This window comes from Streptomyces sp. NPDC002057 (assembly GCF_040296665.1).
Classification (GTDB): Bacteria; Actinomycetota; Actinomycetes; order Streptomycetales; family Streptomycetaceae; genus Streptomyces.
In genome coordinates this window covers 65,453-91,667 of the sequence record NZ_JBEOXR010000032.1, presented here as the reverse complement: position 1 = coordinate 91,667, position 26,215 = coordinate 65,453, and the positions used below count along the sequence as shown (strand labels likewise).

At 72.1% G+C, this 26,215-nt stretch carries 28 protein-coding genes and 1 pseudogene; 12 read left to right on the top strand and 17 right to left on the bottom strand.

The genetic code is table 11. From position 1 onward, the window contains the following. Positions 1–78: 78 nt before the first annotated feature. Positions 79–549, bottom strand: coding sequence for an Lrp/AsnC family transcriptional regulator (locus ABT129_RS23890; RefSeq protein WP_351905058.1), 471 nt, complete (start codon positions 547–549; stop codon positions 79–81). Positions 550–643: 94 nt separating this feature from the next. Here ABT129_RS23890 and ABT129_RS23885 point away from each other — a divergent pair. From ABT129_RS23885 to ABT129_RS23875, 3 genes and pseudogenes are all read left to right on the top strand, one after another. Beyond that, positions 644–1,229: pseudogene (locus ABT129_RS23885) on the top strand (LLM class oxidoreductase). Continuing rightward, positions 1,226–1,654, top strand: a complete 429-nt coding sequence (locus tag ABT129_RS23880) for a nucleoside deaminase (RefSeq protein ID WP_351905055.1) — start codon at positions 1,226–1,228, stop codon at positions 1,652–1,654. The pseudogene ABT129_RS23885 and the gene ABT129_RS23880 overlap by 4 nt, the downstream one beginning before the upstream one ends. A 127-nt stretch (positions 1,655–1,781) precedes the next feature. Next, the gene (locus ABT129_RS23875) at positions 1,782–2,201 is read left to right on the top strand and encodes an ATP-binding protein (protein ID WP_351905052.1); all 420 of its coding nucleotides are present in this window, start codon (positions 1,782–1,784) and stop codon (positions 2,199–2,201) included. Positions 2,202–2,301: 100 nt separating this feature from the next. Here the strand turns inward: ABT129_RS23875 and ABT129_RS23870 are convergent, their stop codons facing one another. The 5 genes from ABT129_RS23870 to ABT129_RS23850 all read right to left on the bottom strand — a co-directional run bounded on the left by ABT129_RS23870 (position 2,302) and on the right by ABT129_RS23850 (position 8,196). Beyond that, positions 2,302–3,693, bottom strand: a complete 1,392-nt coding sequence (locus ABT129_RS23870; protein WP_351905049.1) for an MFS transporter — start codon at positions 3,691–3,693, stop codon at positions 2,302–2,304. Positions 3,694–3,707: 14 nt separating this feature from the next. Further along, complete coding sequence (locus ABT129_RS23865) at positions 3,708–5,081, bottom strand: GH1 family beta-glucosidase (RefSeq protein ID WP_351905046.1); 1,374 nt, start codon at positions 5,079–5,081, stop codon at positions 3,708–3,710. A 152-nt stretch (positions 5,082–5,233) separates the two neighbouring features. Further along, complete coding sequence (locus ABT129_RS23860; RefSeq protein ID WP_351905043.1) at positions 5,234–5,893, bottom strand: TetR/AcrR family transcriptional regulator; 660 nt, start codon at positions 5,891–5,893, stop codon at positions 5,234–5,236. Positions 5,894–6,037: 144 nt separating this feature from the next. Then, positions 6,038–7,600, bottom strand: coding sequence for a glycerol-3-phosphate dehydrogenase/oxidase (locus tag ABT129_RS23855; RefSeq protein WP_351905040.1), 1,563 nt, complete (start codon positions 7,598–7,600; stop codon positions 6,038–6,040). Then, positions 7,597–8,196 (bottom strand): TetR/AcrR family transcriptional regulator, encoded by a 600-nt coding sequence (locus ABT129_RS23850; RefSeq protein WP_351905037.1) that lies wholly within the window; start codon positions 8,194–8,196, stop codon positions 7,597–7,599. Before ABT129_RS23850 ends, ABT129_RS23855 begins: the two co-directional genes overlap by 4 nt. 73 nt (positions 8,197–8,269) lie before the next feature. Between ABT129_RS23850 and ABT129_RS23845 the strand changes: the two genes are divergently transcribed. Further along, positions 8,270–9,868 carry an FAD-binding oxidoreductase gene (locus ABT129_RS23845; RefSeq protein ID WP_351905034.1) on the top strand — a complete coding sequence of 533 codons (1,599 nt, stop codon included), beginning with the start codon at positions 8,270–8,272 and terminating at the stop codon, positions 9,866–9,868. Positions 9,869–9,929: 61 nt separating this feature from the next. Further along, positions 9,930–10,811, top strand: coding sequence for a diacylglycerol kinase family protein (locus tag ABT129_RS23840; RefSeq protein WP_351905032.1), 882 nt, complete (start codon positions 9,930–9,932; stop codon positions 10,809–10,811). Between the two features lie 39 nt (positions 10,812–10,850). On the opposite strand, the gene ABT129_RS23835 is transcribed toward ABT129_RS23840, so the two are convergent. Next, positions 10,851–12,809: an acyl-CoA dehydrogenase family protein gene (locus ABT129_RS23835; protein WP_351905030.1), complete on the bottom strand. Its 1,959-nt coding sequence runs from the start codon at positions 12,807–12,809 to the stop codon at positions 10,851–10,853. A gap of 155 nt (positions 12,810–12,964) precedes the next feature. Between ABT129_RS23835 and ABT129_RS23830 the strand changes: the two genes are divergently transcribed. Further along, complete coding sequence (locus ABT129_RS23830) at positions 12,965–13,261, top strand: DUF2188 domain-containing protein (protein WP_351905028.1); 297 nt, start codon at positions 12,965–12,967, stop codon at positions 13,259–13,261. Between the two features lie 50 nt (positions 13,262–13,311). Here the strand turns inward: ABT129_RS23830 and ABT129_RS23825 are convergent, their stop codons facing one another. The 6 genes from ABT129_RS23825 to ABT129_RS23800 form a co-directional block, all read right to left on the bottom strand. Continuing rightward, positions 13,312–14,298, bottom strand: a complete 987-nt coding sequence (locus ABT129_RS23825) for an endonuclease/exonuclease/phosphatase family protein (protein ID WP_351905025.1) — start codon at positions 14,296–14,298, stop codon at positions 13,312–13,314. A gap of 158 nt (positions 14,299–14,456) precedes the next feature. Next, positions 14,457–14,894, bottom strand: a complete 438-nt coding sequence (locus ABT129_RS23820; protein WP_351905022.1) for a VOC family protein — start codon at positions 14,892–14,894, stop codon at positions 14,457–14,459. 217 nt (positions 14,895–15,111) lie between these two features. Beyond that, entirely contained in the window at positions 15,112–15,675 is a 564-nt protein-coding gene (locus tag ABT129_RS23815; RefSeq protein WP_351905019.1) for a hypothetical protein, read from the bottom strand. A 208-nt stretch (positions 15,676–15,883) separates the two neighbouring features. Next, a complete protein-coding gene (locus ABT129_RS23810; RefSeq protein ID WP_351905016.1) occupies positions 15,884–16,222 on the bottom strand; it encodes a thioredoxin family protein in 339 nt (112 codons plus the stop codon). 203 nt (positions 16,223–16,425) lie between these two features. Next, on the bottom strand, positions 16,426–17,397 hold the full coding sequence (locus tag ABT129_RS23805; protein WP_351905013.1) for a dimethylarginine dimethylaminohydrolase family protein: 972 nt from the start codon (positions 17,395–17,397) through the stop codon (positions 16,426–16,428). Positions 17,398–17,470: 73 nt separating this feature from the next. Further along, entirely contained in the window at positions 17,471–18,493 is a 1,023-nt protein-coding gene (locus tag ABT129_RS23800) for a LacI family DNA-binding transcriptional regulator (RefSeq protein ID WP_351905010.1), read from the bottom strand. A gap of 127 nt (positions 18,494–18,620) precedes the next feature. Between ABT129_RS23800 and ABT129_RS23795 the strand changes: the two genes are divergently transcribed. Beyond that, entirely contained in the window at positions 18,621–19,565 is a 945-nt protein-coding gene (locus ABT129_RS23795) for a carbon-nitrogen hydrolase (RefSeq protein ID WP_351905007.1), read from the top strand. A gap of 280 nt (positions 19,566–19,845) precedes the next feature. Next, positions 19,846–20,799: a nitrilase-related carbon-nitrogen hydrolase gene (locus ABT129_RS23790; RefSeq protein ID WP_351905004.1), complete on the top strand. Its 954-nt coding sequence runs from the start codon at positions 19,846–19,848 to the stop codon at positions 20,797–20,799. A 15-nt stretch (positions 20,800–20,814) separates the two neighbouring features. On the opposite strand, the gene ABT129_RS38080 is transcribed toward ABT129_RS23790, so the two are convergent. From ABT129_RS38080 to ABT129_RS23780, 3 genes are all read right to left on the bottom strand, one after another. Next, complete coding sequence (locus ABT129_RS38080; RefSeq protein WP_502981880.1) at positions 20,815–21,054, bottom strand: hypothetical protein; 240 nt, start codon at positions 21,052–21,054, stop codon at positions 20,815–20,817. Between the two features lie 99 nt (positions 21,055–21,153). Next, positions 21,154–21,639 carry a transposase gene (locus tag ABT129_RS38075; RefSeq protein WP_502981879.1) on the bottom strand — a complete coding sequence of 162 codons (486 nt, stop codon included), beginning with the start codon at positions 21,637–21,639 and terminating at the stop codon, positions 21,154–21,156. A 33-nt stretch (positions 21,640–21,672) separates the two neighbouring features. Next, the gene (locus ABT129_RS23780) at positions 21,673–22,548 is read right to left on the bottom strand and encodes an NAD(P)-dependent oxidoreductase (RefSeq protein ID WP_351905001.1); all 876 of its coding nucleotides are present in this window, start codon (positions 22,546–22,548) and stop codon (positions 21,673–21,675) included. Positions 22,549–22,663: 115 nt separating this feature from the next. Between ABT129_RS23780 and ABT129_RS23775 the strand changes: the two genes are divergently transcribed. After that, positions 22,664–23,248 carry a TetR/AcrR family transcriptional regulator gene (locus tag ABT129_RS23775; protein WP_351904998.1) on the top strand — a complete coding sequence of 195 codons (585 nt, stop codon included), beginning with the start codon at positions 22,664–22,666 and terminating at the stop codon, positions 23,246–23,248. 251 nt (positions 23,249–23,499) lie between these two features. On the opposite strand, the gene ABT129_RS23770 is transcribed toward ABT129_RS23775, so the two are convergent. Further along, complete coding sequence (locus ABT129_RS23770; RefSeq protein WP_351904995.1) at positions 23,500–24,180, bottom strand: Rossmann-fold NAD(P)-binding domain-containing protein; 681 nt, start codon at positions 24,178–24,180, stop codon at positions 23,500–23,502. 184 nt (positions 24,181–24,364) lie between these two features. On the opposite strand from ABT129_RS23770, the gene ABT129_RS23765 reads away from it, so the two are divergent. The 3 genes from ABT129_RS23765 to ABT129_RS23755 are packed head-to-tail and all read left to right on the top strand — an operon-like array spanning position 24,365 to position 26,205. Continuing rightward, positions 24,365–25,003, top strand: coding sequence for a TetR/AcrR family transcriptional regulator (locus ABT129_RS23765; RefSeq protein WP_351904992.1), 639 nt, complete (start codon positions 24,365–24,367; stop codon positions 25,001–25,003). Continuing rightward, complete coding sequence (locus tag ABT129_RS23760) at positions 24,993–25,610, top strand: hypothetical protein (protein WP_351904989.1); 618 nt, start codon at positions 24,993–24,995, stop codon at positions 25,608–25,610. The genes ABT129_RS23765 and ABT129_RS23760 overlap by 11 nt, the downstream gene beginning before the upstream one ends. After that, entirely contained in the window at positions 25,603–26,205 is a 603-nt protein-coding gene (locus ABT129_RS23755) for a GNAT family N-acetyltransferase (protein WP_351904986.1), read from the top strand. The genes ABT129_RS23760 and ABT129_RS23755 overlap by 8 nt, the downstream gene beginning before the upstream one ends. Positions 26,206–26,215: the final 10 nt, after the last annotated feature.

The following is a 26,215-nucleotide window of genomic DNA, read 5'->3' as shown; positions in this document are numbered from 1 at the left end:
GGCCCGAACGGGACGTTCGGGCCCCACACCCCTGTGCCGGTCTCTCTCCGGAGCGCCGGGTGATGCCGCGCCGGGCACCTATCCGGCGGTACCCCTCCGGTGCGCCCGCGGGCCACGGAACGGCAGCGTCCGGCTGAGGACGAGATGGGTGGTCGTGCTCCCGAACGCGGCCAGCTCGTCCACGATCTCCTCCAGGTGCTCCATCGACGTCGTCGCCACCTTCATGACGTAACAGTCGTCTCCGGTGGTACGCAGGCACTCCAGGATCTCGGGGCGCTCCCCGAGCAGCCGGCGCAGCGGCTCGTGCCGGGTCCCCGGCCCCGGGTACTTGAGCCGGACCACCGCCATCACCGGGTACCCCGTCCGCCCCAGGTCCACCTCCGCCCGGTATCCCGTGATCACCCCGGCCGCTTCGAGCCGCCGTACCCGCTCCGTCGTCGCCGAGGTGCTCAGGTTCACCCGCCGGGCCAGCTCCGTGAAGGCCATCCGGCCGTCCCCCTGAAGCTCATCCAGGATCGCCCAGTCCGTGGCATCAAGACTCTCGGTCATCCGGCCAGATTACCGGTGGATCCACGGAGGAACAGCCGTGGCACAGGCAGGAATCCCTTCTGTGGGCCCGTACGCCCTGGCTAGGCTCGGCAGCATGAAGATCGGCGTGAACGTCCTCGACTTCGGCCCCGGAACCGACCCCGGAGTCCTGCGGAACTGGGCCCGGACAGTGGAGGACCTGGGCTTCGACCTCCTCATGGTCTCGGACCACGTGGCCATCACGCCCGATGTCGGTCTGGGCCGACACCGCCTCCTACGGGGACCACAGGACCCCGGTCTGGGTCGGCGGCAACAGCGACGCGGGGCTCCGCCGGGCCGTACGGTTCGGCGACGCGTGGCACCCGCTCCGCCCCACCCTGCCGTGGCTGCGCGAAGCCGTCACCAGGATCGCGGCGTACGCGGACGGGCAACGGCTCCCCGTTCCCGCCCTGGCCCCCCGGATCGCGCTCCGGCTCACCGAGGCACCGGTCGACGGACCGGACCGGCTCGCCGGCGAGGGCACCATCGACCAGATCATGGACGACCTCGACCAACTCCGGCTCCTCGGCGCGGAGTCCGTCGTCCTCGACCCCTACCACGGCGATCCCCGCACGACCTGCCACCCGCAGGAGGCCTGGCGGGCCCTCGCCACGGTGGCCGCGCACATCTCACCGTCCCGCACCACGAAGGAGCAGTCATGACCGCACCCGACGACCACGTCCTCCTGCGCCGGGCCATCGCGCTCGCCGTCACGGCGCGCGAGAGCGGCGACCCGCCGTTCGGATCGCTGCTGGCGGGACCGGACGGGACGGTCCTGGCCGAGGAGCACAACACGACCCTCACCGACAGGGACGTCACCGCGCACCCGGAGCTGAAGCTGGCGAGGTGGGCCGCACGGGAACTGGACGCGGACACGGCGGCGGGCACCACCCTGTACACCAGCTGCCAGCCGTGCGGGATGTGCGAGGCGGTCATCCGGCAGGCGGGTCTGCGGCGGGTGGTGTTCGCCCTCTCCAACGACCAGCTCCTGGACATCAGGCCGGGCAGCGGCCGGCCGCCCGTGCCGCAGGACGGCCCCGCGCTGCTCGACGAGGTACGGGCGGCGGTCGAGCCCTACTACCGCTGACCGGACCGCCACGCCCGCGTCGAAGCCGCGAGGACACGGTGCCGTCGATACGGCTTGTGTCCACCGTTGCCGGGCAGACGGAAGACAGGCCGGAGCGACAGGCGTGGCCGGCGGCCGAGGAGGGGCGATGGCGCGGGACCCATCAATGAAAGCAGTCGGGTGGGCGCGTTCGCTGCCCATCAGCAACGGCGTGAAGACGGCGAGGGACTGGACGCGTGAGCATCTGGAGACCCTCGGCTGGGAACGGACGGCACCCGACCTGATGGACTCGGTCGTGCTGGCCGTGTCCGAGATGGTCACCAACGCCCACGTCCACGCCCGCAGCGACGCCCAGCTCATCCTCGCCTGGGACGAGCAGTGCCTGCACGTGACCGTGCACGACTCCTCGCCCCTGCTGCCCGAACAGCGGGACGCGGGTGACACGGCCCTCGGCGGGCGGGGGCTGCTCCTGATCGACGCGCTGGCCGACGACTGGGAGACACGCCCGTGCCCCCGAGGCAAGGACGTCACCGCGTGCTTCCAGCCGCCCCGGTCGACGAAGGGCTAGGAGGTGCCTTGTCGATCGGGCCGGGCTCGCGGCGTGCTCGACACGACATCCCCCGGGCGACCTCGCCCGGGCGGGCGGGCCGTCGCCCGGGCGTCCGCCGTCAGGCCACGCCTCGGATATGGCGGACGAGGATGCCGCCGGCCAGGGTGACCAGGGCCGCGGTGGCGTAGAGGCCCGTGTAACCACCGAGGTGGGCGATGATCGGTGCGGCGAGCGCCGGAGCCAGCACCTGGGGGCCGGAGTTGGCGATGTTGATGACGCCGAGGTCCTTGGCGCGGTCCGCCGCCCTGGGCAGGACCTGGGTGACCAGGGCCTGGTCGACGGCGAGGTAGACGCCGTATCCGGCGCCGAGTACGGCCGCCGCCGCGAGGGCGGCCGGCCAGGTGTGGACCAGCGCGAGCAGCAGTGCTGCGGCGGCCATGACCAGGGAGCAGAGGACGACGAAGTTCTTGCGGCGTCCGAGGCGGTCGGACAGCACGCCCACGGGGATCGCGGTGAGCGCGGCGCAGAGCGTGTAGACCACCGTGAGGATCAGTACGCCCGTGCCGGGATCGTCGTGGTGGACGGCGTCGGCGAGGAAGTAGAACAGGTAGAGGGTGCCGAGGGCGTTGCCGAGGTTGACCAGGAACCGGGTGAGCCACGCCCAGCCGAAGTCGGGGTGCAGCCGGGGGCTCACCCACAACGAGCGGGCGAAGGCGCGGGCGTCGAAGGCGGGACGCAGGGCCCGGGCGAGGGGCGGCTCGGCATGGCGCAGGACGAAGGGCAGGGCGAGGACGACGGTCAGGACGGCGAGGACGCCGTAGCCGGACCCGACCCCGGTGACCAGCAGAGTGGTGATCAGCGCGCCCAGGACCAGGCCGAAGGACTGCATGAGGCCCGTCCAGCCGGAGACCACCGCGCGCTGGGTGACCGGCACGCGGTCGGCGATGGGGGCGGTGACCCCGGCCAGCATCGCGTTCAGGCCCGCCTGCGCGAGACACCAGCCGACGGCCACACCGGCCACGGTGTGCTGGGAGGCGGTGACCGCCAGCCCGGCCGCTCCGGTGAGGGCGCCGCCGAGGATCCAGGGCCGGCGGCGGCCGAACCGGCTCGTGGTCCGGTCCGACCAGGCACCGGCGAGCGGGTTGACCACGACCGCGACGAAGGCGCCGAGGCCGGTGACGAGCGAGAGCGCGGTGTTCTTGTCGGCCGGGTCGATGTGCTCCAGCTGGAGGGGCAGCAGGATCTGGATCGGCGTCATGAAGGCCATGAACACGGCGAGCGTGGCCAGCGAGAGGTGCGCCGTCCAGCGGGTCCCGACCGGCACGCCGGGCTCGGCGAAGACGACGGCCGCACCAGCCGTGCCAGCCGCGTCCGCCGCACCAGCCGTGCCGGCCGGGTCGGCCGCGCCGGCCGGGCCCATCGGGTCAGCCGGATCGGCCGGGCCGGCCGCATCGACCGCGCCGGCCAGGTCCGCCGCGTCAGCCGCGTCCGCCGCGGGGGAGTCGGGCACGATGCCTCCCCCGCTCAGGGCCGCTGGGAGGCGATGAGGCCCCGGTACCACTCGAAGCTCGCCCTGGGCGTGCGCAGCCCGGTCGCGAAGTCGACCTCGACCAGCCCGAAACGCTGGTGGTAGCCCTCGGCCCACTCGAAGTTGTCGAGCAGCGACCAGGTGAAGTAGCCGCGTACGTCCACCCCGAGGGCCACGGCGCGCGCGATGGCGTCGATGTGCCCCGAGAGGTAGTCGACGCGCGCCCGGTCGTCGAGTCCCGTCGGCTGGGCGCAGCCGTTCTCGGTGATCGTCACCGGGGGAAGGGCGTCGCCGTAGCGGTCCTTGAGGCCGGTGAGCAGCTCGGTGAGACCGTCCGGAACGACCGGCCAGTCGAACGTGGTCCGCTGGTACGGCTCCTCGGGCTCGGCCAGGTCGAAGGGCAGCAGCGCGGCCGGATCGTTCGGGGCGGTGACCCAGGTGGGGTTGTAGTAGTTGATGCCCAGCCCGTCCAGCGGGGCGGCGATGGCGGCCAGATCACCGTCGCGGACCACTCCTCCCCAGCTCCGGTCGGGCATGCCGTAGGCCGACAGATCGGGGTAACTCCCGCTCAGGAGCGGATCGTTGAAGAGCCGGTTGTGCAGGACGTCGTAGGCCGACGCCGCCGCCGAGTCCTGGTCCGACCGGGCATCGGAACGCAGCCGGACGGGCGAGCAGTTGTTCGCGATCAGCACCTGCCCGTCCGGAACGGCGGCCCGCAGCGCCGCCGTCGCGAGGCCGTGGCCGAGCAGTTGGTGGTGGGCGACGGGCAGCGCGTCCAGCATCAGGGCGCGCCCAGGGGCGTGGACCCCGAAGGCGTAGCCGTACGTCATGTGCACGAAGGGTTCGTTGAGGGTGATCCACCGCTTCACCCGGTCGCCGATCCGTTCCCCGGTCACGGCGGCGTACTCGGCGAACCGGTGGGCGGTGTCGCGGTTCAGCCATCCGCCCTCGTCCTCCAGGGCCTGGGGCAGGTCCCAGTGGAACAGGGTGGGTGTGGGCTCGATCCCGGCGCCGAGCAGCGCGTCGACGAGGCGGTCGTAGAAGTCGAGTCCGCGCGGCTCGACCTTGCCCGTACCGCTCGGCAGGACGCGCGGCCAGGAGATCGAGAACCGGTACGCGTCGAGCCCGAGGCGGCGCATCAGCTCGACGTCCTCGTCGAGGCGGTGGTAGTGGTCGCAGGCGACGTCGCCGGTGTGGCCGTCGCGGACGGCCCCGGCGCGCCGTACGAAGGTGTCCCAGACGGACGGGCCCTTGCCGTCCTCGTCGGCCGCGCCCTCGATCTGGTACGCGGCGGTCGAGGCGCCCCAGACGAATCCGGCCGGCAGCCGGGGGAGTGGGGTGGCATCGATGGGGCTCGTGATCACAGGCACCTGCCTTCGTTGCTGACGTGAGAGTCGCTCACGTTCCGCCGCCGAGGTGGGCCGCACCGTAACATGAACATCTGTTCATGTTCTATGGGTCGGACGCGCCGCCCCGTCGCCGATCGCCGCCCCGGGCCGTACGCGCGCCGGAGCCGCCCGACTCACCCCCGCGCGGTCGAGAGCCGCTCGCTGAGGTCCTCCCAGTAGGAGTTCAGCATCCGCTTGAGCTCGTCCACGGTCTCCAGGTCCGGCTCGCCGTCCCCCTTGAACACCTCGTGCAGCACGGCGTTGGCGGCCCAGACCACCATGCGCGTCGCCCGCTCCGCGCGCTCACCGCCGGGTCCGCCCGTCAGGTGCTCCACGATGGTCCGCAGGCCCTCGGCGATGAGGGTGTTGCTCGCCTCGTCGGCCCGCGCGAGCTCGGGGCTGAGGTGCCGTCCGGCCCACAGCGTCATTCCGCCCGGCTGGGACCGGAAGAGCTCGGCGTAGACATCGACCATCGTGCCGACCAGGTCGGTCAGTTCACCGCCGATCGCCCGCGCGACGAGTGCGTCGATGGCGGTCGCGAAGGCGTCCAGGTACCGCTGTCCGAGGGCGTCCACGACAGCGCTCTTGTCGGGGTAGAACTGGTAGATGCTGCCGACCGGGGTGCCCGCCTCCTCGGCGATCCGCCGCATCGTCAGCGCCTCGTACCCCTCCAAGGAGAGGATCCGGTCGGCCGCGGCGAGGATGGCCTCGGCCCGGGCGCGGCCGCGTGCCTGCTGCGGCTGCCTGGGCAGTCGTGGCCGAGGCTTCGGCCCCGGTCCCGTCGCTTCCGTCACCCCACGCTCCCGGTCGTCCGACGACGCGAACGTAGCACGCGGCCGGACCGCCCTCGCGGGGACGGCGCGGCCCCGGCACCCGGGCCGGGGCACGTCGTCGCCGCGAGGCCCGTCCCGCCGGTCCTCGCGTTCCCGCTCCTCAGGTCAGGAGACGGGGGCGGCGAGGGCGTCACGCGCGGCCTGTTCGGCCTTCGCGCGGTCCTCGGGGACGAGTCCGACGCGGGTGCGGCGGTCGAGGAGGTCGCCGGTGTCGAGGGCGCCTTCGTGGCGCACGGCCCACAGCAGTTCGGCGCCGGTGACGGGGTGGCCGGGGACGACGGGTGCGGCGAGCGCGGGGTCGTCGAGACCGAGGGCGTGGACGGCCGGTGCCTCGGAGCCGTAGCGGTGGACGAGGCGCGGCGGGACGTCCAGAGCGGCGAGGGTCCGGGGCCGGGCCGCCCCGACGAGGGGCACGGACGCGGTGCGGCACGGTCCTGCGGCGACGCCGCCGGCCGCCACGGCCGCGTCGACGGCGTCCTGGGCCATGCGGCGGTAGGTGGTCAGCTTGCCGCCGACGACCGTGACGACGCCGTCGGGCGAGGTGAGAACGGCGTGCCTGCGGGAGATGTCGGCGGTGCGGCCACCGGCGTCCCGGGTGTCGAGAAGGGGGCGCAGACCCGCGAAGGCCCCGACCACGTCGGCGCGGTGGACGGTGACGTCGAGCGCGGAGCCCAGCACGTCGAGCAGGAAACCGATGTCGGTCTCGGGAACCTCCGGCACGTCGGGGATGTCGCCGTCGACGGGCTCGTCCGTGAGGCCGACGTACACGCGTCCGTCGCCCTGGGGCAGGACCAGGACGAAACGGTTGGCCTCGCCGGGGATCGGGATGTGCAGACCGGCCGAGAGCCGGCCCAGGTCCTCGGAGCGCAGGACGAGATGGGTGCCGCGGGAGGGCCGCAGGCGTACGTCGTCGACGAGGCCGCCCGCCCACACCCCGGCCGCGTTGATGACGGTGCGCGCGCGGATGCGCAGCTGCTCGCCGGTGGTCTCGTCGCGGGCCGTCGCGCCGTCGCGGTGGAGTTCGAGGGCCCGGGTGCGGGTGAGGACGCGGGCGCCGTGGGCGGCGGCGGTCCGGGCGATGGCGGTCACCAGACGGGCGTCGTCGGAGAGCCTGCCGTCCCAGGAGAGCAGTCCGCCGCGCAGTCCGGTGGGGCGCAGGGCGGGGGCGAGGTGGCGGGTCTCGACGGCGGTCAGCGTACGAGGTCGGGGGAGCGTGCCGCGCGAGGTGCGGGCGCCGACGCGCAGCAGGTCGCCCGCGAGGAACCCGGCGCGGGCGAGGGCGGCCTGGCCGCGGCTGACGAGCGGGGTGAGGGGCAGCACGAAGGGCTGGGCGCGTACGAGATGGGGGGCGGTGCGCTCCATCAGGATGCCGCGTTCGACGGCGCTCTCATGGGCCACGTCGAGCTGCCCGGAGGCGAGATAGCGCAGGCCGCCGTGGATCAGCTTGGAGCTCCACCGGGAGGTGCCGAACGCGAGGTCGTGGGCGTCGATCGCGGCGACGGTGAGTCCGCGGGTGGCGGCGTCGAGCGCGGCGCCGGCTCCGGTGGCGCCGAGTCCGACGACGAGTACGTCGACGACGGCGCCGTCGGCGAGCCGGTCCAGTTCGGCGCGGCGGCGCTCGGCGTTCAGCGAGGAGCCGGGCAGAGCGGTGTTGCTCGTGGTGGTCATGGCGTCAGGGCCCTCTCCAGCAGGGTGCGCAGCTCGCCGAGGAAGGCGGCCTCGCTCAGGTCGGGATCGGTCTCGTCGGTCATGGTGCGCAGGGAGAGCGTGAAGGACTGGACGATGAGGAGCAGGGACCGGGCCTGCAGCTCCGGCCGGATGCGGCGTACGGAGCCGTCCTCGTGGCCCTCCTCCAGCGCCGTGTGGAGGAGCCCGAGCAGGGCGTCCTGGCTGGCGCCCCGCCGGTCGAGGACGTACGGCAGCAGCAGCTCGGGGTCCACGTCCAGGATCTTGAGGAACAGCGGGTGGGTCCTGAACGCCGCGGCTCCCGCGACGAGCCCTTCGACGATCCGCTCCCGTTCGGGCCGGTCCTCGTCGGAGGACGGCATGGCGTCTGCCGCGACGCCGATCCACTCACGGGTCATCAGGTCGCCGACGAGGCTGCGCACGTCGGGCCACCGCCGGTACAGCGTCATCCGGGAGACGCCCGCGCGCCGGGCGACATCGGTGAGGGTGGTGCGCCGCACGCCGACGGCGAGCACGCAGTCGCGTGCGGCGTCGAGTACGGGATCTGCGTCCGCATGGTTGTGACGAATGGGCGTCATCTGTCACAGTGTAATGCCAGTACGGCCGAGCGGCAGCGCCGTCCGTGAAACAGACCGTGAGGAACCTTTCAACGTGGACATGTTGTGGAGCGGCTGGGGCGACCCGGCCAAGGCGGCGCCGCTGCCCGAATCGGTGACCGGCCTGCTGCGGGACCTGCTCGGCGTCACCCCGCGCGACAGCGGCCCGGCCGCACTCGACGGCATCGAGACGCCCGCCCCGACACTCACCGACGAGGCCCGAGCCGCGCTGCGCACGGCGGTCGCCGCGCCGGACGGCCTGCGGGAGGACGCGGAGAGCCGCCTCCGCCACACCCGGGGCAAGTCCACCCCCGACCTGCTGCGCATCCGCGCGGGCGAGGTCGACGACGACATCCCCGCCGCCGTCGTACTGCCGAGCGGCCACGACGAGGTCCTCGCCGTCCTGCGCGCGTGCGTCGCCCACGGCCTCGCCGCCGTCCCGTTCGGCGGCGGAACCTCCGTCGTCGGCGGCCTCGCCCCGACCACGAAGCGGTCGTTCGTCGCGCTCGACCTGCGACGCCTCGACGGGCTCCTCGCCCTCGACGAGGTGTCGCGCACCGCGACGCTCCAGCCCGGGCTGCGCGGCCCGCAGTGCGAGGCGCTGCTCAACGAGCGGGGCTGGACGCTCGGACACTTCCCGCAGTCCTTCGAATGGGCGACCGTCGGAGGCTTCGCCGCGGCCCGCTCCAGCGGCCAGGCGTCCGCCGGATACGGCCGCTTCGACGAGATGGTCCTCGCCCTCACCGTCGCCACCCCCGAAGGCACCCTGGAGACCGGCCGGGCCCCGCGCTCGGCCGCCGGCCCCGACCTGCGCCAGCTGATCCTCGGCTCCGAAGGCGCCCTCGGAGTGATCACCGCGGTGACCGTCCGCATCCGCCCCCTGCCGACCAGCCGGGTCTACGAGGGCTGGCGCTTCACCTCCTTCGAGGCGGGCACGGAAGCGCTGCGCCGACTCGCCCAGGACGGCCCCCGCCCCACGGTGCTGCGGCTGTCCGACGAGACGGAGACCTTCGTCGGACTGGCGCAGCCCGACGCCATCGGCAGCACCGAACTCCCCCAGAACCCGGGCTGCATGGCCATCGTCGGGTTCGAGGGCACCGACGAGGAGACGGCCGTCCGGCGGGCCACCGCCCGCGAGGTCCTCCTCGCCTGCGACGGCGAGTTCCTCGGCGAGGAGCCCGGCGACCGCTGGGAGCACGGCCGGTACAACGCGCCCTATCTGCGCGACGCGCTGCTCGACGCCGGCGCGTTCGCCGAGACGCTGGAGACGGCGGCCTTCTGGTCGGCGATCCCCGGCCTCTACACGGCGGTGCGCACCGCGCTGACCAGCACCCTCACCGAGGCCGGCACACCCCCGCTCGTCATGTGCCACATCTCGCACACGTACGAGAACGGCGCGTCCCTGTACTTCACCGTCGTCTCCGCACAGGGCGAGGACGCCGTCGCGCACTGGGCACCGGCGAAGCGGGCGGCCAACGACGCCATCCTGGCGGCGGGCGGCACCATCAGCCACCACCACGGCGTCGGCACCGACCACCGCGACTGGTACGCCCGCGAGATCGGCCCCCTCGGCATCCGTATGCTGCAGGCCGTCAAGGCCGAGGTCGACCCGTCCGGCGTGCTGAACCCCGGAGTCCTCGTCCCCCTCCGCTGAACCCCCGCCCGCGCCGCCCGCCCGTCCCGCCGCACCTTCCCGCCGCCCGGAGGCCAGATCCATGCGACAGTTCACCGCAGTCGTCAACCCCACCGCAGGGGGCTCCAGCGGCACGGCCGGTCTGCTTCCGCTGGCCCGGCTGCTGCGGGAGGCGGGCGCGCGGATCGACACCGTCTACAGCCGCAGCCTCCAGCACGCCCAGGAGCTCGCCCAGGAGGCCGGAGCGCAGGGACACGTCGTGCTGGCGGTCGGCGGCGACGGGATGGCGGGCGGCGTCGGCGGCGCGCTCAGCGGTACGGACACGGTGCTCGGCCTGGTGCCCGCGGGCCGCGGCAACGACTTCGCCCGCGCGCTCGGGCTGCCCACCGACGCCCCCCGGCTCGCCGGGATACTGCTCGACGGCGCGCCGCGGGCCGTCGACACCATCGAGGTGGAGTCCGCGGCGCACGGCCGGATCTGCGTCCTGGGGAGCGTGTACGCGGGCGTGGACGCCGTGGCCAACCGCCACGCCAACGCCTCCCGGGTCCTGCGGGGCGCCGCGTCGTACTACGCGGGCGGCCTGCGGGCGGTCCTCGCCTGGAAGCCCGCCGCCTACCGCATCACGGTCGACGGGGTGCTGCACGAGCGCACCGGCTACACGGTGATCGCCGCGAACTCCGGCTTCTACGGCTTCGGGAGGAACGTCGCGCCCGGCGCCCGGGTCGACGACGGGATCCTGGACGTCGTGGTGATCCGGCAGGCGCCGAAACGACTCTTCTTCGCGATGATGAACGAGCTGAAGACCGGCGCGCACGTGCACCGTCCCGAGGTCGAGATCCTGCGGGGCAAGGAGATCCGGATCGAGGCCGACCGCCCCCTGCCCTACGGAGCGGACGGCGAGGTCGACGCGGTCCTGCCGGTGACCCTGAGAGTGCGCCCCGCCGCCCTCAACGTGCTGGCCTGACGGCGGGACCCGCCGGTACGCCTCCCGGCGCGCGCCCGGTCAGCCCACCAGGTCGGGCGCGCGCAGCATCTCGGACGGGATGCCCCACGCGTCGACGAGGTCGACCGCGAGGGGGCGGACCTTGCGGCAGAGGTCGTTCACCTCACGGCTGATCGCCTTGGACCGCTGCACGGTCAGCCGGCCGTGCTCCATGAACCAGGCCCGGTCCGCCTCGATCGTCGACAGGGCGAACAGGTCGCACAGCAGGGCCAGCGCCTCCTTCTCGTCGCCCTCGGGCAACGCGCGCACCTTCTCGACGAAGGCCTCCGTCACGAGCCGCTCGACATGGGCGCGGGCGAGCGCGATGACATGGTCCTGCACCTGCGAGAACACGGCACCGGGATCGCGCTTCTGGTCGATCCCGCGCTTGATCCGGCGGGCCACCCCGACCAGCATGTGCTCCTCCCGGAAGCGGACCATGGCGAGCTGGTACTCGGAGTCGAGCAGACCGGCCTCCCGGTCCCACTCGTCGCCGCCGGGCAGCAGGTCGCGCACCCGCTCCAGCAGCTTGTGGACGGAGGCCCGTTCGATGACGGTCTCGACGGCGAGGTTGGTGACGTAGCGGACCATGCCGAGCTGGTCCAGGTCCTCGAACTCGCTCGCGTGGTCGGTCAGCAGCCCCTTGGCCACGAGCTGGAGCAGGACGTGGTTGTCGCCCTCGAAGGTGGTGAAGACGTCGCTGTCGGCCTTCAGCGCGGCGAACCGGTTGACGGCGAGATACCCCGCGCCGCCGCACGCCTCACGGCACTCCTGGACGACCCGGGTGGCGTGCCAGGTGCCGAGCGCCTTGAGGCCCGCGGCCCGTGACTCGAGCCCGCGCCGCGCCCGCTCGTCGTCCTCGACGCCGGAGAAGACGTCGTGCAGCTGGGAGCGCACCACGTCCTGCGCGAAGTGCAGGGCGTACGTCCGGGCGATCAGCGGCAGCAACCGGCGCTGATGCAGCCCGTAGTCGAGGAGCAGCTGCTCCTCGGCCTGCGACGTCGCGAACTGCCGGCGCCGCACCGCGTACTTCGTCGCGACCGCCAGGGCGACCTTGGCGACGTTGATCCCGGCACCGCCCACACTGACCCGGCCCTGTACGAGCGTGCCGAGCATGGTGAAGAAGCGTCGGTTGGGGTTCTCGATCGGGCTCTCGTAGACGCCTTCGGGGCTGACGTCGGCGAACCTGTTGAGCAGCGCCTCGCGGGGCACCCGTACGCCGTCGAAGCTGATGCGCCCGTTGTCCACGCCGTTGAGCCCCATCTTGCGGCCGTCGTCCTCGATGCGGACACCGGGCGCCGGCGCGCCACCGACCCGGACGGGCACGACGAAGGCGTGCACGCCCTCGGACTTCCCGCCCACCTCCAGCTGGGCGAAGACGACCGCGAACTCGGCGTGGCGGGCCGCGTTGCCGATGTAGTCCTTGCGCGCCTGGTCGCCGTGGGTGGTGACGACGAACTCCTGGTGTGCGGCGTCGTACCGCGCGACGGTGCCGAGGGCCTGGACGTTGGAGCCGTGCCCCGTCTCCGTCATCGCGAAGCAGCCCAGCAGCTCGCCGGTGATCAGGTCCGGCAGGTAGGCGTCGTGGTGGCGTTCGGTGCCCAGGTGCAGGATCGCGCCGCCGAAGAGCCCGAACTGCACGCCGACCTTCACCAGGACGGAGAGGTCGCCGAAGGCCAGCGTCTCGAAGGCCGCGATCGAGGCTCCGACGTCGCCGCCCCCGCCGTACACGGTCGGGAAGCCCATGCCGGTCTGGCCCGTCGCGGCCATGTCGACCACGATCTCCCGCACCCGCTCGCGGAACGCGTCGATGCCGAGCTCGTCGGCCTCTTCGAGGACGGAGGCGTACGTCGCCAGGTTGGTCCGGACGAGCCTCCGGATCTCGCCGTACTTGCCGTCGAGGATCTCGGTCAGTGCCCGGACGTCGATGTCGGGTTGTACGTAGCCGGTCGGGGTGGTGGATGCGTTGTCGGGGGCCATGGTGACTCGCTACCCCGGCGCGGAAGGATCAAGCACCGAGCGGCGGGAGGGTGCGATCACGGAAGCGGTCCGCGTAGCCTGGGAGCACTCCTGCGGAGACGGGGACGGCGACGCCCCGCCGCCGGAGGCCCGCCTGGCAGGCGAGGAGCAGGATCATGACAGCGAAACAGACCGTCTACCACGTCACACCGTCCGGCGACCGGGCGGCGGCCGCGGGCGTGAAGTGGCAGGTCGAGGGCAGGGAAGGCCGCCGGGTGCTGCACGAGCCGCACCGGACGCAGCAGGACGCGATCGACTCCGCACGGCGGCGTGCCAGGGAGCACACCCCCGCACAGGTCGTCGTCCACGCCCGCGACGGCCACGTCCGCAGCGCGTACGCCTACGGGAGCCCGCCGGCGTCCTCCCCCGACGAGCGGGGCCGCAGGGCGGGGGAGCACGGAGGCGTCTTCTAGGAAGCGCTTCGGTCTTCTGGGAAGCGCTGCGGCCGCGCGGCGTCCCGGTCCTACTTCTCCCACGCGGCGGCGCCGCGCAGCAGGTGGTGGTCGGCCACGCCCGAGCAGGCCACGGCGTCACCGCGCACCGTGGTGAACCAGTCGTCGCTCAGGAAGATGTAGTCGATCTTCTTGTCCGACGTGGTGTGTTCGGAGCAGGCCGTGCTGGCGGTGGGCTCGCCGCTGCGGCAACGGTCGGCCGTCTGGGGGCAGTCCGCGCCCGCGAACCGGTCCTTGTCGTTCTCGTCGACCTCCTGGAACACGCCGGTCGAGCCCGTCCCGTGGCTGTAGAGGGGGTTCAGGTCGTCGTGCTTGGGTACCTCGTTGAAGTCTCCGGCGAGCACCACCGGATCGCCCTTGGCGGCGAAGCCTCGGGTGAGGTCGGCGACGTGGCGGATCTGTGCCTTGGTGTTGGCCGCCCTGAAGTCGATGTGGGTGTTGCAGGCGCGGACGGAGCGCCCCGTGACCGTCGTCCTGGCGCAGAGGAGGATGCGGTTCTCGGCCGTGACCGGCTCGGGGAGGAAGTCGACGGTCCGGGTGGTCCGGTCGATCGTGCCAGGTTCGCCCTTCGCGAAGATGGCCAGGCCGAAGCGCAGGTCGGGAGCTACGCCGTCGTTCGGGTCGGGGTCCCACCGGGCGCAGCCGGCTGCGGACGGGAGCGCCGCTCCCCAGACGGTGTCGTACTTCGTGCCGGACCGGTTCGCCAGGTGGTCGCGCAGCAGGTTCCACTGCTCGTAACAGACCTCCTGGAGCATGACCAGGTCCGTCTCCCAGTAGTCGATGGCGTGGACGACGGCCTTCCGCCACTCCGTCTGCGCCGTGGTGTCCACCCGGTCCTCGCAGGTGGAGGAGGCGCCGCACACGTTGTAGGTGATGAAGCGCGGCCGGGGCGCGGTGTCCTTGTCGACGATGTCCGCCTGGGCGGGGGCGGTTCCGGCGGCGAGCAGGAGCCCGAGGGAGAAGAGCGCGGCGAGCAGCGCTCTGAGTGATGCGCGCACAGCAGGTCCTTTTCATGATCGGTGAGAGGACCGTGCATCGTCCCACACCCCACCCACCCCACCCACCCGGCCAGGACGGCAGAGCCGGCGCCTCCGGTCCCGTCGAGGTGCTGCCTTCCGTGACGCGCGTGCGGGCCGCGGGCGTCGATGACCGGCCGTCAGTCCTTCTTCAGCTCTTCGGCGAGCATCACGAGGATGCCGCTGGGACCGCGGACGTACGTGAGCTTGTAGACGTCCTCATAGGTCGCCACACCGCGAAGCGGGTGGCAGCCGTGCTTCGCCGCCGTCTCGAGGGCTTCGTCGATGTCGTCGACCGAGAAGGCGACACGGTGCATGCCGATCTCGTGGGGGCGAGTGGGCTGTGTCTCGATCGCCTCGGGGTGGATGTACTCGAAGAGTTCGAGGCGACCGTGACCGTCCGGCGTCCGGAGCATCGCGATCTTGGCGTGATTGCCGTCGAGGCCGACGGCGGTGTCGGTCCACTCGCCGCTGACCGTGTCGCGGCCGACCACCGTGAGACCGAGGTCCGTGAAGAAGGAGATCGTTGCTTCGAGGTCGCGCACGGCGATGCCGACGTTCTCGAGTTTGATGGCCATGCGCCGCATGCTACCGAGTCGGGGCGATCGGTCCCTTGAGGCAACGCGGCCAGGTACGAGGACACCGTGGACGTCCACTTGGGTCCCGGGCGGGTGCGCCCGCCCGTCACCGCCCGCCTGGTGAAAGGGCCGGACCGGAGCAGGCGCGCGGGTACGGAGGTCCGGCCCCGCCGTACGACCTCGCGGTGACTCCGGGGAGGGTGGACGCCGCCCGGAGTCAGGGCCGGAGCCCGATGTGTTTGAGGGCGACCCTGCTGAGGTCGGTGATGGCCTGCGGATCGCCCCGACGCCAGGCCTCCGCCCATCCGCCGGGCGGAGCCGGCAGTTTGGCGAGGGCGCCCGGGGGGCCGGTGAGGGCGCGCAGGGCGAGCAGGTCGCCGCCTCCCGGAGCCTCCGCGAGGCGGCGCAGGGTGCTGCTGCGCCGGATCCAGAGCAGGCGCGGCGGCAGCCACAGCAGCAGGACGAAGAGCACCGGAATGACGATGAGGGCCGTCGTGATCACGTTGGCGACCTGGCTGACGGTCTCCTGGAGCGACACGCCCGCGTCGGCGAAGCCGGCACTGGCGTCCGCCGCGGACTGGAGCGGCTTCTTCAGGACACCGCCGATCAACGGCACGTCCGACGCCGCGTCTCCCGCGTTCCCGAGCTCCTCGGCGAGGCTGTCGCCCGAACTCTCGACCTTCCGCCCCGGTTCGGCCAGCAGCATGATCGTCTCGCGGACGACGAGGGCCGCCCACACCGCGACCGCGATGAGGGCCGCGGCGATCAGGTCGAAGAGCACCTGGCGATTCCGACGTGCGGGTGTCTGGGCGTAGAAGCGCAAGAGCGGGCTCCCGTTCGGGTCAGGACGTCGAGGTGGCCCGGCCGCCCCAGCCCCGACGCGGCCGACCGGTCGTCGGATTCAACTCTTCCACCGCGCCTCACGTGCAAACGTGCGAGACACGGGGCTCGGCGGGAGTCCCTGCCGTCGGCGCTCGCGGTGCGGTCGCTCAGAGGTGACCGTCGAGGAACTCCCGTACCTCGGCGGTGGTCATGGGGCCCGTCCCGTGCGCGACCGCCTCGCCCTCCTTCACCAGGACGTAGGACGGGGCTCCGGTGACCCCGTATCGCTCGGTCGCGGCCGGACAGCGCGTGATGTCGGTGCGGACGGCCGTCAGGCGGCCCGTGTACTCGTCGGCGATGCCACCCACGACGAGGTCCATCGCCCGGCAGGGCTCGATCGCCTTGGGCCATGTCCCGGTGAAGTAGGCGAGGACCGGTACCGCGCTCATCCTGAGGATGAAATCGAATTCCGCGTCCTCACGGGGTTGGTGAACCCGCTTCGCCATAAAAGCTCCTGACCTCGCGTTCCGTCGTTCCCTCCCCATCATCCCCCGCCCGACGCGGCAGGCCGGCCCGGCCCAGGAACGCCGGCGACCAGTCGGCCCACCGCGCCGCGACCGGCCGGCCCGCCCAGGCCGGGGGCCGCCCGCACGGATACGCGTCTCGCCCTCCACCGGCGAGAAGCGGAGCGGCTCCGGGGCAGGCGGTATCAGGTGCGGCGGAGAAGGGGCTGGGTGCTGCACCGGAACGAGCCGCCGAGCGACCGCGTGATGGAGAAGTCGACGTACTCGACCTTCGTTCCGCGCCGCTCCAGCGCGTCGCCGACGAAGGAGAACGCCGGGTCGGTCACGTACACCCCCGGTGAGATCGGCAGCCCGTTGGTCGCCAGCCGAGTGGCGGCCTCGAAGTCGACGCCCACCCGGTCCCACCCGCGCAGGACCTCGGGCACGCCGTCGGGCAGGGCTTCCTCGCAGACGACCAGCAGCCCGTCCCGGACGAGGCCGAGCGCGCAGTCCAGGTGCAGGACGCGCTCGTGCAGGCGGACGAGCTCGACGGTGTATCCGTACGGCCCGAGGTGTTTGGCCAACCAGCGCGCACCGAGCGCGTTGGACGCCAGGCCGGAGCTGCCGACGAAGACGTGCCTGCCGAGTACGAGTACGTCACCGCCCTCCAGGAACGGCCCGGGCCCCAGGGTCGGGTCGCCGGGCACGGGGACCTCGGGGGCGGGTACGGCGACGTAGCCGCAGTCCGCCGGATAGACCTCCGCACGCATGATCTCGCGCGCGGGCAGCACTTCGTGACGCCGGTGGCGGAAGCGCATCGACCCCTCGATCACCTGATGGCCGACGGTGAAGAACGGGTCGCGGGCGAAGAAGTTGGCATAGCCGTCCTCACCGGCTTCGCCCTTCTCCGGCCCGGTGAGCATCCTCGGCCTCAGCACGCGCACGCCGTAGCTCTCCAGGAGCGCGCGGAAGCTGTCGCGCTCCCGTTCCCAGGCGGCCTGCCTCTCGGGCGCCCCCTCGCGCATGTCCACGCCCACGGGATTGAGCCGCAGCGATTCCTCCGGCAGAAAGCGAAGGTCGGCCGAGTCCGGCGCGCTCCTCGGAATCGCCACCTCGCTCTGCGCGAGCACCACCACCCGCAAGGGGGCGAACTCGCTCTCCACGAAAACCTCGGTCACGTCGCCCGTCCTTGCGTAGGCATGCACCCCACCAGCGCCCCGACCCTCAGCGCTACTTTAAGCCCGCGTGTCGCTACAGAGCGTGCGAGCCGCCCCTTGCCGGCCCGAGCGTGGACGTGCGGATCTCCAGGGCCCACTCGTGTCCGCGCGCCGAGTCCGGGCTCGCGCGGTCGGCGAGGATGTCGCACAGGAGTTCCGCGCAGGCGCGCCCGTATGCGGCGGGGCGGAGGTCGACGGCCGTGATGGACGGGACACCGCTGCGCATGGCGGTGCCGTCGACGCAGGAGGCGACGAGGAGGTCCTGGCCCACGACGCGTCCGAGAGCGGTGGCCGCGTGGACGACGCCGGGTGCCGCGCCGTCGGGGGCGCAGACGACGGCGTCGATCTCCGGGTCCGCGGCGAGCAGGGTGAGCGTCGCCTGCTCGGCCTCGCGCGCGGTGGCGGCGAAGGAGACCGTACGGATCTCGACGGGTGTCCCGTGTGTTCGGCCCCAGTCGGCGGCGGCGGTGTGGAGGGCGGCGGCCCAGGCGGACGTGTCGGCGGGGGCGAGCAGGGCGGGACGGCGGGCGCCGCGCTCGTGGACGTGGTCGAGGAGCGTGGTGAGGGAGGCCGAGTTGTCGCAGACGACGGCGCCGGTCGGGGTGGGCGCGGGGCCGAGGTAGCGCTCGCCGGTGACGACCGGGACGCCCGCGTCGAGGAGCGCGGGCACGGCGGCGTCGCCGACCTCGGGGTCGATGACGAGGAGTCCGTCGACGCGCGAGGCGAGCCGGCCGTGGGTGCCGGTGGCGGGGGCGAGCAGCACGACGTCGAGACCTTCCTCCTGGGCGCGGGCGACAGCTCCGAAGGCGAGGTTCATGTAGTAGTCGAGCCGTGTCGCGGTCTGGGGGAGGTGCAGCCCGATGGCCCCCGCGCTGGCGCGGCGGAGACGGCGAGCGGCGCTGTTGGGGCGGTAGCCGAGCCGTTCGGCGACTTCCCTGACGTGGTCACGGGTGGCCTCGGCGACGCGCCCCGAGCCCTGGAGGGCGTCGGAGACGGTGCTCTTGGAGACCCCGGCGGCGCGGGCGACGTCGAGGAGGGTCACGGTTCGGGCGGTCACGGTCCGGAAGTCTAGACGTTCGGCCGCCGTCTTGCCGGAACGTTCCGGCAGGGTCTACATTCCCTTCATCCGCCCTTGCCGGAACGTTCCGGCAAGCCGACCGCCCCCGTACCCGTCTGGATTCGCCATGCGTCTGATCACCGCGTACACCCCGCCCGCGTCGCCGGCCAGGACCCGCCCCTCGGACCGGGCGCCGCTGCGCGTCGCCGCCGTCCAGCAGCGCTGGCACCGCGGCCCGGCCGAGCACCGCGCGGCCCTCCGGGAGGGCATCCGTCTCGCGGCGGCCGAGGGCGCGCGGGTGGTGTGTCTGCAGGAGCTGACCCTGTCGCCGTACTTCGCGGTCGTACGCAAGGCCGACCACCCGGCCCCGGCCGAGCCCGAGGACCTGCTGACCGGCCCGACCTTCACCTTCGCCGCCGAGGCGGCCCGGGAGTTCGGCCTCCACGTACACGCCTCGCTGTACGAGAAGGCGCCGGCGCCCGGCGGGGAGGACGACGGCCTCGGCTACAACACGGCGATCCTCGTCGCCCCGGACGGCACGCTCGCCCAGCGCACGCGCAAGACCCACATCCCGGTGACCGAGGGGTACTACGAGGACCAGTGGTTCCGGCAGGGCCCCGCCGGTGACGACGCCTTCCCGCTGGTCACGGTCGACGAGGCGAACCTCGGCCTGCCGACCTGCTGGGACCAGTGGTTCCCGGAGCTGGCCCGCGCCTACTCCCTCGCCGGCGCCGACATCCTCGTCTACCCGACCGCCATCGGCTCCGAGCCCGGCCACCCGGGCTTCGACACCCAGCCGCTCTGGCAGAAGGTCATCACCGGCAACGCCGTCGCGAACGCCACCTTCATGGTGGTGCCCAACCGCATCGGCGCCGAGAACGGCCTCGTCTTCTACGGCAGTTCGTTCATCGTCGACCCCTACGGCCGGGTCCTCGCCCAGGCCCCGCGCGACGAGCCCGCCGTCCTGGTGGCCGACCTCGACCTCGACGCCCGCCGCGACTGGCTGGAGCTGTTCCCCTTCCTCACCACCCGCCGACCCGACGCCTACGCCCCGCTCACCGCCACGAGCTGAGCCCCCACCAGGTGGTCCCGCCCGAGCCGCCCTTCCCGGGCGCCTCGGGGGACCACGGCGGCCGACGAAGCTCACGGGTCGCCGGGTCGCCGGGTCGCCGGGTCGCGGGTCGACAGGTCGCCAGGTCGCCATGACGTTCGCGATGTTCGCGATGTTCGCCCGTGATGCCCGCCCATGATCGCGATGAACGCCCCATGACGGGGCTCTTTTCACGCTTCTCGACTTGACTGAATATTCAGTTAGGTCTCCGTCCTCGTCCGTCTCCCGAAAGCAGCTCACCATGTCCTCCTCCCCGTACGCGCTCCTCACCTCCTTCGGATCCCCCCTCGGCTCACCGGGCCGGACCGCACCCGCCGAACGCGAACCGCTGCGTGTCGGACTCGTCCAGATGCGCTGGTACGCCGACCCGGCGGAGCACGACGACCGGCTCCGCGAGGGCGTGGCCCTCGCCGCCGCGCAGGGTGCCACGGTCGTCTGCCTGCCCGAACTGACCCGCAGCCCCTACTTCTGCAACACCGAGGACCCGATGGCCGAGGGGGCGGCCCGCTACCTCGAAGACGTCGAGACCGGCCCCACCGTCGCCCTGGCCGGCGAACTCGCCACCGCGCTGGGCATCACCGTCCACGCCTCCCTCTACGAGCGGGCCCAGGACGGCGGCCTCGGCTACAACACCGCCGTCTGCGTCGACTCCGACGGCACGCTGATCGCCCGGACCCGCAAGAACCACATCCCCGCCTTCCCCGGCTACCGCGAGGACCTGTGCTTCCGGCCGGGCGACAGCGGGTTCCCGGTCGTCGAGCACGCCGGGGCCCGGTTCGGCTTCCCCACCTGCTGGGACGAGTGGTTCCCCGAGCTGGCCCGGGCCTACTCCCTGGCGGGCGCCGAGATCCTCGTCCACCCCACCGCGATCGGCTCCGAGGTGGATCTGCCCGACTTCGACACCCGCCCCATGTGGGAACAGGCCATCAGCGCCAACGGCCTCGCCAACGCCCTCTTCATGATCGTGCCGAACCGGGTCGGCACCGAGGGCCGCTCGACCTTCTACGGCTCCTCGTTCGTCTCCGACCCCTACGGCCGCGTGATGCTGCGCGCCCCGCGCGACCGGGAGGCCGTCCTCGTCGCCGACCTCGACCTCGACCAGCGCCGCGACTGGCTGGAGTTCGGCCTCATGCGGACCCGTCGCCCCGAGCTGTACGGCCGTCTCACCGAACGACTCGACACGCGGACGGTCTAGGTCCTGTCCCTCCGATCACGACCGGAGCCAGATCCGGAGCCAGATGAGGAGTGCCGCGGCGGTGACGGTGCCCAGGTAAATGTATCCGCGCTTGTCATAGCGGGTGGCCACAGCTCTGAACAACTTGAGCTTATTGATCGCCTTCTCGACCGTGTTGCGCTTCTTGTAGCGGTCCTTGTCGAAACCCGATGGCCGTCCGCCACGTGAACCACGCCGGAGACGGGCGGCCTTGTGGTCGTTCTTCTCCGGGATCACGTGCCGGATCCCGCGCTTCCGTAGATAAGCGCGGGTCTTGCGGTTTGAGCAAGGACAGCGGACGGCAGCGGCCCTCCGCGCTGAGATGAATCTTGCAGGTCAGTCCGCTACGGGACCGGCCGAGAGCCTCGCCCGCCGCACCGCCTCCTCCAGGAGGAGCCGCGGACTCGCCGGTGTCGGCTCCGCGAACTGATCTTCGCGGAGCCCCCTTTCCTGAAGAACCCGGCAGTGCGGACGGTGCCGCCCTGGGCTCCCCAGCGGCGTGCTGGTGGGCACGGACTGAGGTGGAGTCGACGTTGATGTCCCCATCGATGTCACCCTCGGCGTCGGCCTGGGCCTGGACGTGCTGGAGGAGCCTCTCCCAGGTGCCATCGGCCGACCACAGTAAGTGCCGCTTGTGCACGGTCTTCCACGGCCGAAGCGTTCGGGCAACTCTCTCCACTGCGCCCCGATGCTGAGCCGGTGGAGGATCCTGTTGATCACCTGGCGTTGGTCCCGCCACCGGTCGCACCGATTGTTGGTCACCGGCAGCAGTGGTTCCAGCACGGCCCACTCAACGTCGGTCAAGTCACCCCTGCTGATCATGTCCAGACCAATAGATATCTTGCCGACCTGGAACTATGCCTTGGCCGTCTTCATCAGCTCCGTCAGGCGGGAGGCGCTGTCCGCCCCGTGTCCGGCGTCCATGCCGCGCCGGAACAGAGCGGCCACGGCGGCCGGAAGAGTGGTGTCGACGCCCGCGTCGGCGTTGGTGTGCAGAACGTGTTCGACGCTGGCCATGCCCATGGCGAGCCGCTCCGCGTCGCCGCCGTGCTCCCCGGCGTCGATGCGTTCGGCGTACAAGGATAGGAAGCCCGGCATCCCGGTCAGCAGCTCGGTGGCGTGCGGGAGGACGTCCGTCGCCGTGAGTCCGTTGGCGTCGGCGAGCGCGATGGCCTGCCAGTATCCGAGCACGGACGTCCAGAACATGCCCACGACGATCTGGTACAGAAGCGCGGCCAGCCCGGGATCGCCGCCCCGGTAGTCCGTGTCGGTCAGGACTTCGAGAGTCGACCGGTGCGCCTCGAACACCTCGCGCGGCCCGCTGTAGAAGGTGGACGACCCTGGCTGCCCGATGCCCGAAGGTGAGGCGTTGACGCCACCGGTGAGGTGGACCCCGCCGTGCTCGGACACCCACCGCGCCCCGGCGCGCGTCTTCTCCGGGGTGTCGGAGCTGAGGTTGACGAGCACGCGGCCGGCCAGGGCGTGGGAAGCCGGCTCCAGCAAGGCGTACATCGCATCGTAGTCGGTGAGGCTCAGGACGACCAGCTCATTGGCGGTCAGGGCGTCTTCGGCGCTCTTTGCGCGTATGGCGCCGCGCGCGACGAGGGCATCGCCACGGGACGCGGTGCGATTCCAGACGGTGACATGGTGTCCCTGCCCGAGTAAGGCGTGGACCATCGCCTGCCCCATGGGGCCGAGTCCGATGACGGTCACAGGCTGCTTGGTGTCCATTGGGAAGACCTCCGCGGTACGAGTGACGAGGCGACTAAAACGAACGCTCTATCCAGAGCGTGGAGGCAATATAACACGGCTCTAAAACGAACGCTCTAACCAGTAGGGTGTGCACATGGGACAAGCCAGCACCCGGGACCGGATCGTCATCGCCGCAGCGCGCCTCCTGCAGCGCCAGGGCTATGTCGGCACGGGCATCAAGCAGATCGCCCAGGAGGCGGAGGCCACACTGGGCTCCGTCTATCACTTCTTCCCGGGCGGTAAAGAGGCCGTTGCGGTCGCCGCCATCAAGTACAGCGGCCAGGAGTTTGCCGCTGTCCTCCGCGACGCGCTGGACAGCGAGGAGGACCCGGGCGCGGGCGTTCGGGCCTGTGCCCAGCAGCTCGCCGAAGGACTGCGCGTGTCGGGTTGGACCGACGGCTGCCCGGTCACGGCAGCGGCACTGGAAACCTTGGGAACCGACTCCGAAATCCAGCAGGCATGTGCCGATGCACTGCGCAGCTGGGAGCAGACGGTCACCGACAAGCTCCTGCGCTCCGGCTTCCAGGCCCACGACGCCCGGGAGTTGGCGACCACCGTCATCAGCGCCCTGGAAGGCGCCGAAGTGACGGCGCAGGTCAACCGCAGCGAGGAACCACTGCGGGCGACGAGCCGACAACTGGCCCGTTTGATCGGTTCATACAGAGCATCCCACTCGTGAGGACCACTTGTGATCGGGGAGACGGGACCTAGGTCGAGCGGACGGCCCGCCGGGTGTTCCTTTCCAGGCCGGAGGCCGCCCGGCGTGCAGGTGTCGTGCTGCCGACGTGACAGCCGCCGGGTCGGCGGGGATCCGCAGGCCCGCGCGGTCACCGTCGGGGCGGAGCCCTCGTGGGGCGCGGAGGCCGCCGGGAGTGGATTCCGGTGGCCGGGCGGCCGTTCGCGTCCGCTTTTCTTCGGGCGGGTGGCAGCTCACATGCTGTGGGTCGCGGTGTCGTTGATCTGCCGGTTGTCGAGGATGCGGCGGGGCGCGCCGGTGGTGGCGACGGTGATCATCGCGCGGCCCAGGCGCTCGGTGGTGGTGACCTGGTGGGGCGCGAGCCTGTTGATCAACGGATAGAGGAACCCGAGGGCGGCGTAGCCGGCTCGGTACAGCCGGGTGCGCGAGGTGATGCCGTGCAGGGGCTGGATGAACCCGGGCCGGAAGAGATAGGTGTCCATGGGAAGGGCGAGCAGGTGGTTCTCGGTCCTGCCCTTGACGCGGGCCCACATGACGCGCCCCTGTTCGGTGCTGTCGGTTCCCTGTCCGGAGACGTAGACGAAGGTGAGGCGGGGGTTCCAGGCCGAGAGGGCGCGTGCCACGGTCAGGGTGAGGTCGTAGGTGACGCGCCGGTACTCCTCCTCGGACATGCCGAGGGAGGAGACGCCGAGGCAGTAGAAGCAGGCGTCGTACCCGGTCAGCTCCTCCTCGGTGCCCGGTCGGGTGATCAGCTCGGCCACGTCGGGGTGGGTGATCTCGCGCAGCTTCGGGTGGGTGACGCCGAGCTTCGTGCGGCCGACCACCAGGACTTCGCGCACCGTCTCGTCGCGCAGACACTCGCGCAGTACTCCTTGGCCGACCATGCCGGTCGCGCCGAAGATGATCACCTTCATGGGTGTGCCTCTCGCTGAGGTGGGTGGGGTGAGGGGTGACCGACGGGTCGCCGGTACGCGGTGGTGTCCATGGTGCCCCGGACCGGTTCCGGGGGTGCCGACCACCGGCCGGGAGGCGCCGCGCGTCCGATGGAACCAGGAGCGTGTACTACCGGTACACACCACTGGTGTGTAGAGTCGGTACATGCCTCTCCCTCGCTTTGAACGCCTTCCCGCCGAGCGTCAGGAACTGATCCTGGCCGTGGCGCGCCGCCACTTCGCCGAACAGGGGGCCGAAGGCGCCTCCTACAACAAGATCATCGAGGCCGCCGGCTTCTCGAAGACCGCGGCCTACCACTACTTCGACGGGCGCGAGGACCTCCTCTCCGCGGTGCTCGACGGCGTGCTGCGGCGGCTGCTCGGCGCCCTGGAGCCCTGGCCCGCGGCCCGCGACGAGGTGGAGTTCTGGTCCCGCCTCGACGCGAGCGCCGGCGCGCTCGCGGCCCATCTGCAGGGCCACCCGGACGATCTGGCCCTCGCCGACGCGGCCATCGGGCGCACGAGCGAGGGGGACGGGCCGTGGCTGGCCTGGTTCGACGAACTGGTCTCGAACGGGCAGGCGCTGGGAGTGATCCGTACCGACGTGGACCACGGGCTGCTGGTCACGGTGACCGCGGCGGTCTTCAGGGCCGCCGACGCGTGGGCGCTCGCCCGCATGAAGGCGTCGCCGACACCCCCGGCTCCCGCGGAAGGCGCTGAGAGCGCGCAGGTGTGGGCCCTGCTGCGCGGACTGTGGAGCGGGACCGGCTCGTCCTTCGACGAGGGGAACACCGATGCGCGCTGACGTCGAGATCGTCTGGGACATACCCGAGACCCCGCCCGGACTCGCGGGCCGCGTCGAACGGTTCATGGGACCGGGCAAGTCCCGTTCCGAGTCGGCGGTGGAGACCGCGGGCCTGATCGCCTGCGGCCTCCTCCTGGCCGCCGGGCTGTGGGCCTCGGGAGCCTGGCGCGGATGGTCGGGAGCGCAGTGCGCGGTGGTGGCACTGGTGGGACTGGATCTCATCGGCGGAGTGCTCACCAACGCGACCAACGCGGCCAAGCGCTGGTACCACCGTCCGGGCCCGGGAGTCGGACGGGCACGGATGCTGTTCGTCTCCGCCCACCTGATCCATCTCGTCGCCATGGGGCTCATCGTCCTGTCGGGGGACTGGCGTTGGACGTCGGTCAACGCGGCGCTGCTGCTCGCCGGGGCGGCCATGGTCGAGTTCGCACCCCTCCACCTCAAGCGCCCGGTCTCGATGAGCGTTCTGATGGTCGCGGTCCTGATCAATCTGTTCTGGCTGGAGGTGCCCGCCCTACTCGGCTGGTTCGCACCGCTGTTCTTTCTGAAGCTGCTCGTCTGCCACCTCGTCCCGGAGGCGCCGCTGGAGCGGAGGCGCCGTGTCTGAGATCGCCCCGCGATGGAGGGTCGTCTCCCCTCCGGAGACGGCCACCTGCGCCCGTACCCTGTCCGCCGCCTTCGTCCGGGAGCCCGCCGTCTCATGGATCTGCGGTGACTCGGAGACCGTACGGACGCGCTGGTTCGAGGCCACTCTGCGGACCCACGCCACACTTCCCGGTTCTCTCCGGTACGCGCTGACGACTCCGGACGGGCAGCCGGTCGCCGCCGCGGTCCTCACGCCGTCGGGTGCGGTGCCCGGGGCGTCCGCGCGTGCCGCCTGGGCGGCACGGACGGGCCTCCGCTGCGGACCCGCCGCCCTGGGGAGGACGTTGCGCTATCTGCACCACGCCGAAGCCTCCGCGCCGGAGGGCGCGTGGACCCTGGAGTTCATCGGGGTACGTCCCGACACGGTGGGGCGCGGCGCCGGACGGTTCCTCCTGGACCACGTACTGGCGACCACCGCCGCACCGGCGGGCTTCTTCCTGACCACGGCCGACCCGGCGAACGTTCCTCTCTACCGCCGCTTCGGCTTCACCGATCTGCGGAGGACCGCGCTGGGGCCGCTGGACGTCAGGGTGATGGCGCGACCGGGCACCGCCTGACCGCCCTGCC

What these genes read in the sequence shown, in the direction of transcription:
- ABT129_RS23875 (WP_351905052.1), top strand. Translation starts at nt 1,782, where the DNA reads ATGGCGCGGGACCCATCAATGAAAGCAGTCGGGTGGGCGCGTTCGCTG.
- ABT129_RS23855 (WP_351905040.1), bottom strand. Translation starts at nt 7,600, where the DNA reads ATGACCACCACGAGCAACACCGCTCTGCCCGGCTCCTCGCTGAACGCC.
- ABT129_RS23790 (WP_351905004.1), top strand. Translation starts at nt 19,846, where the DNA reads ATGTCCTCCTCCCCGTACGCGCTCCTCACCTCCTTCGGATCCCCCCTC.
- ABT129_RS23760 (WP_351904989.1), top strand. Translation starts at nt 24,993, where the DNA reads ATGCGCGCTGACGTCGAGATCGTCTGGGACATACCCGAGACCCCGCCC.
- ABT129_RS38075 (WP_502981879.1), bottom strand. Translation starts at nt 21,639, where the DNA reads ATGATCAGCAGGGGTGACTTGACCGACGTTGAGTGGGCCGTGCTGGAA.
- ABT129_RS23780 (WP_351905001.1), bottom strand. Translation starts at nt 22,548, where the DNA reads ATGGACACCAAGCAGCCTGTGACCGTCATCGGACTCGGCCCCATGGGG.
- ABT129_RS23810 (WP_351905016.1), bottom strand. Translation starts at nt 16,222, where the DNA reads ATGGCGAAGCGGGTTCACCAACCCCGTGAGGACGCGGAATTCGATTTC.
- ABT129_RS23820 (WP_351905022.1), bottom strand. Translation starts at nt 14,894, where the DNA reads ATGGCCATCAAACTCGAGAACGTCGGCATCGCCGTGCGCGACCTCGAA.
- ABT129_RS23765 (WP_351904992.1), top strand. Translation starts at nt 24,365, where the DNA reads ATGCCTCTCCCTCGCTTTGAACGCCTTCCCGCCGAGCGTCAGGAACTG.
- ABT129_RS23830 (WP_351905028.1), top strand. Translation starts at nt 12,965, where the DNA reads ATGACAGCGAAACAGACCGTCTACCACGTCACACCGTCCGGCGACCGG.
- ABT129_RS23850 (WP_351905037.1), bottom strand. Translation starts at nt 8,196, where the DNA reads ATGACGCCCATTCGTCACAACCATGCGGACGCAGATCCCGTACTCGAC.
- ABT129_RS23775 (WP_351904998.1), top strand. Translation starts at nt 22,664, where the DNA reads ATGGGACAAGCCAGCACCCGGGACCGGATCGTCATCGCCGCAGCGCGC.
- ABT129_RS23880 (WP_351905055.1), top strand. Translation starts at nt 1,226, where the DNA reads ATGACCGCACCCGACGACCACGTCCTCCTGCGCCGGGCCATCGCGCTC.
- ABT129_RS23890 (WP_351905058.1), bottom strand. Translation starts at nt 549, where the DNA reads ATGACCGAGAGTCTTGATGCCACGGACTGGGCGATCCTGGATGAGCTT.
- ABT129_RS23795 (WP_351905007.1), top strand. Translation starts at nt 18,621, where the DNA reads ATGCGTCTGATCACCGCGTACACCCCGCCCGCGTCGCCGGCCAGGACC.
- ABT129_RS23835 (WP_351905030.1), bottom strand. Translation starts at nt 12,809, where the DNA reads ATGGCCCCCGACAACGCATCCACCACCCCGACCGGCTACGTACAACCC.
- ABT129_RS23840 (WP_351905032.1), top strand. Translation starts at nt 9,930, where the DNA reads ATGCGACAGTTCACCGCAGTCGTCAACCCCACCGCAGGGGGCTCCAGC.
- ABT129_RS23770 (WP_351904995.1), bottom strand. Translation starts at nt 24,180, where the DNA reads ATGAAGGTGATCATCTTCGGCGCGACCGGCATGGTCGGCCAAGGAGTA.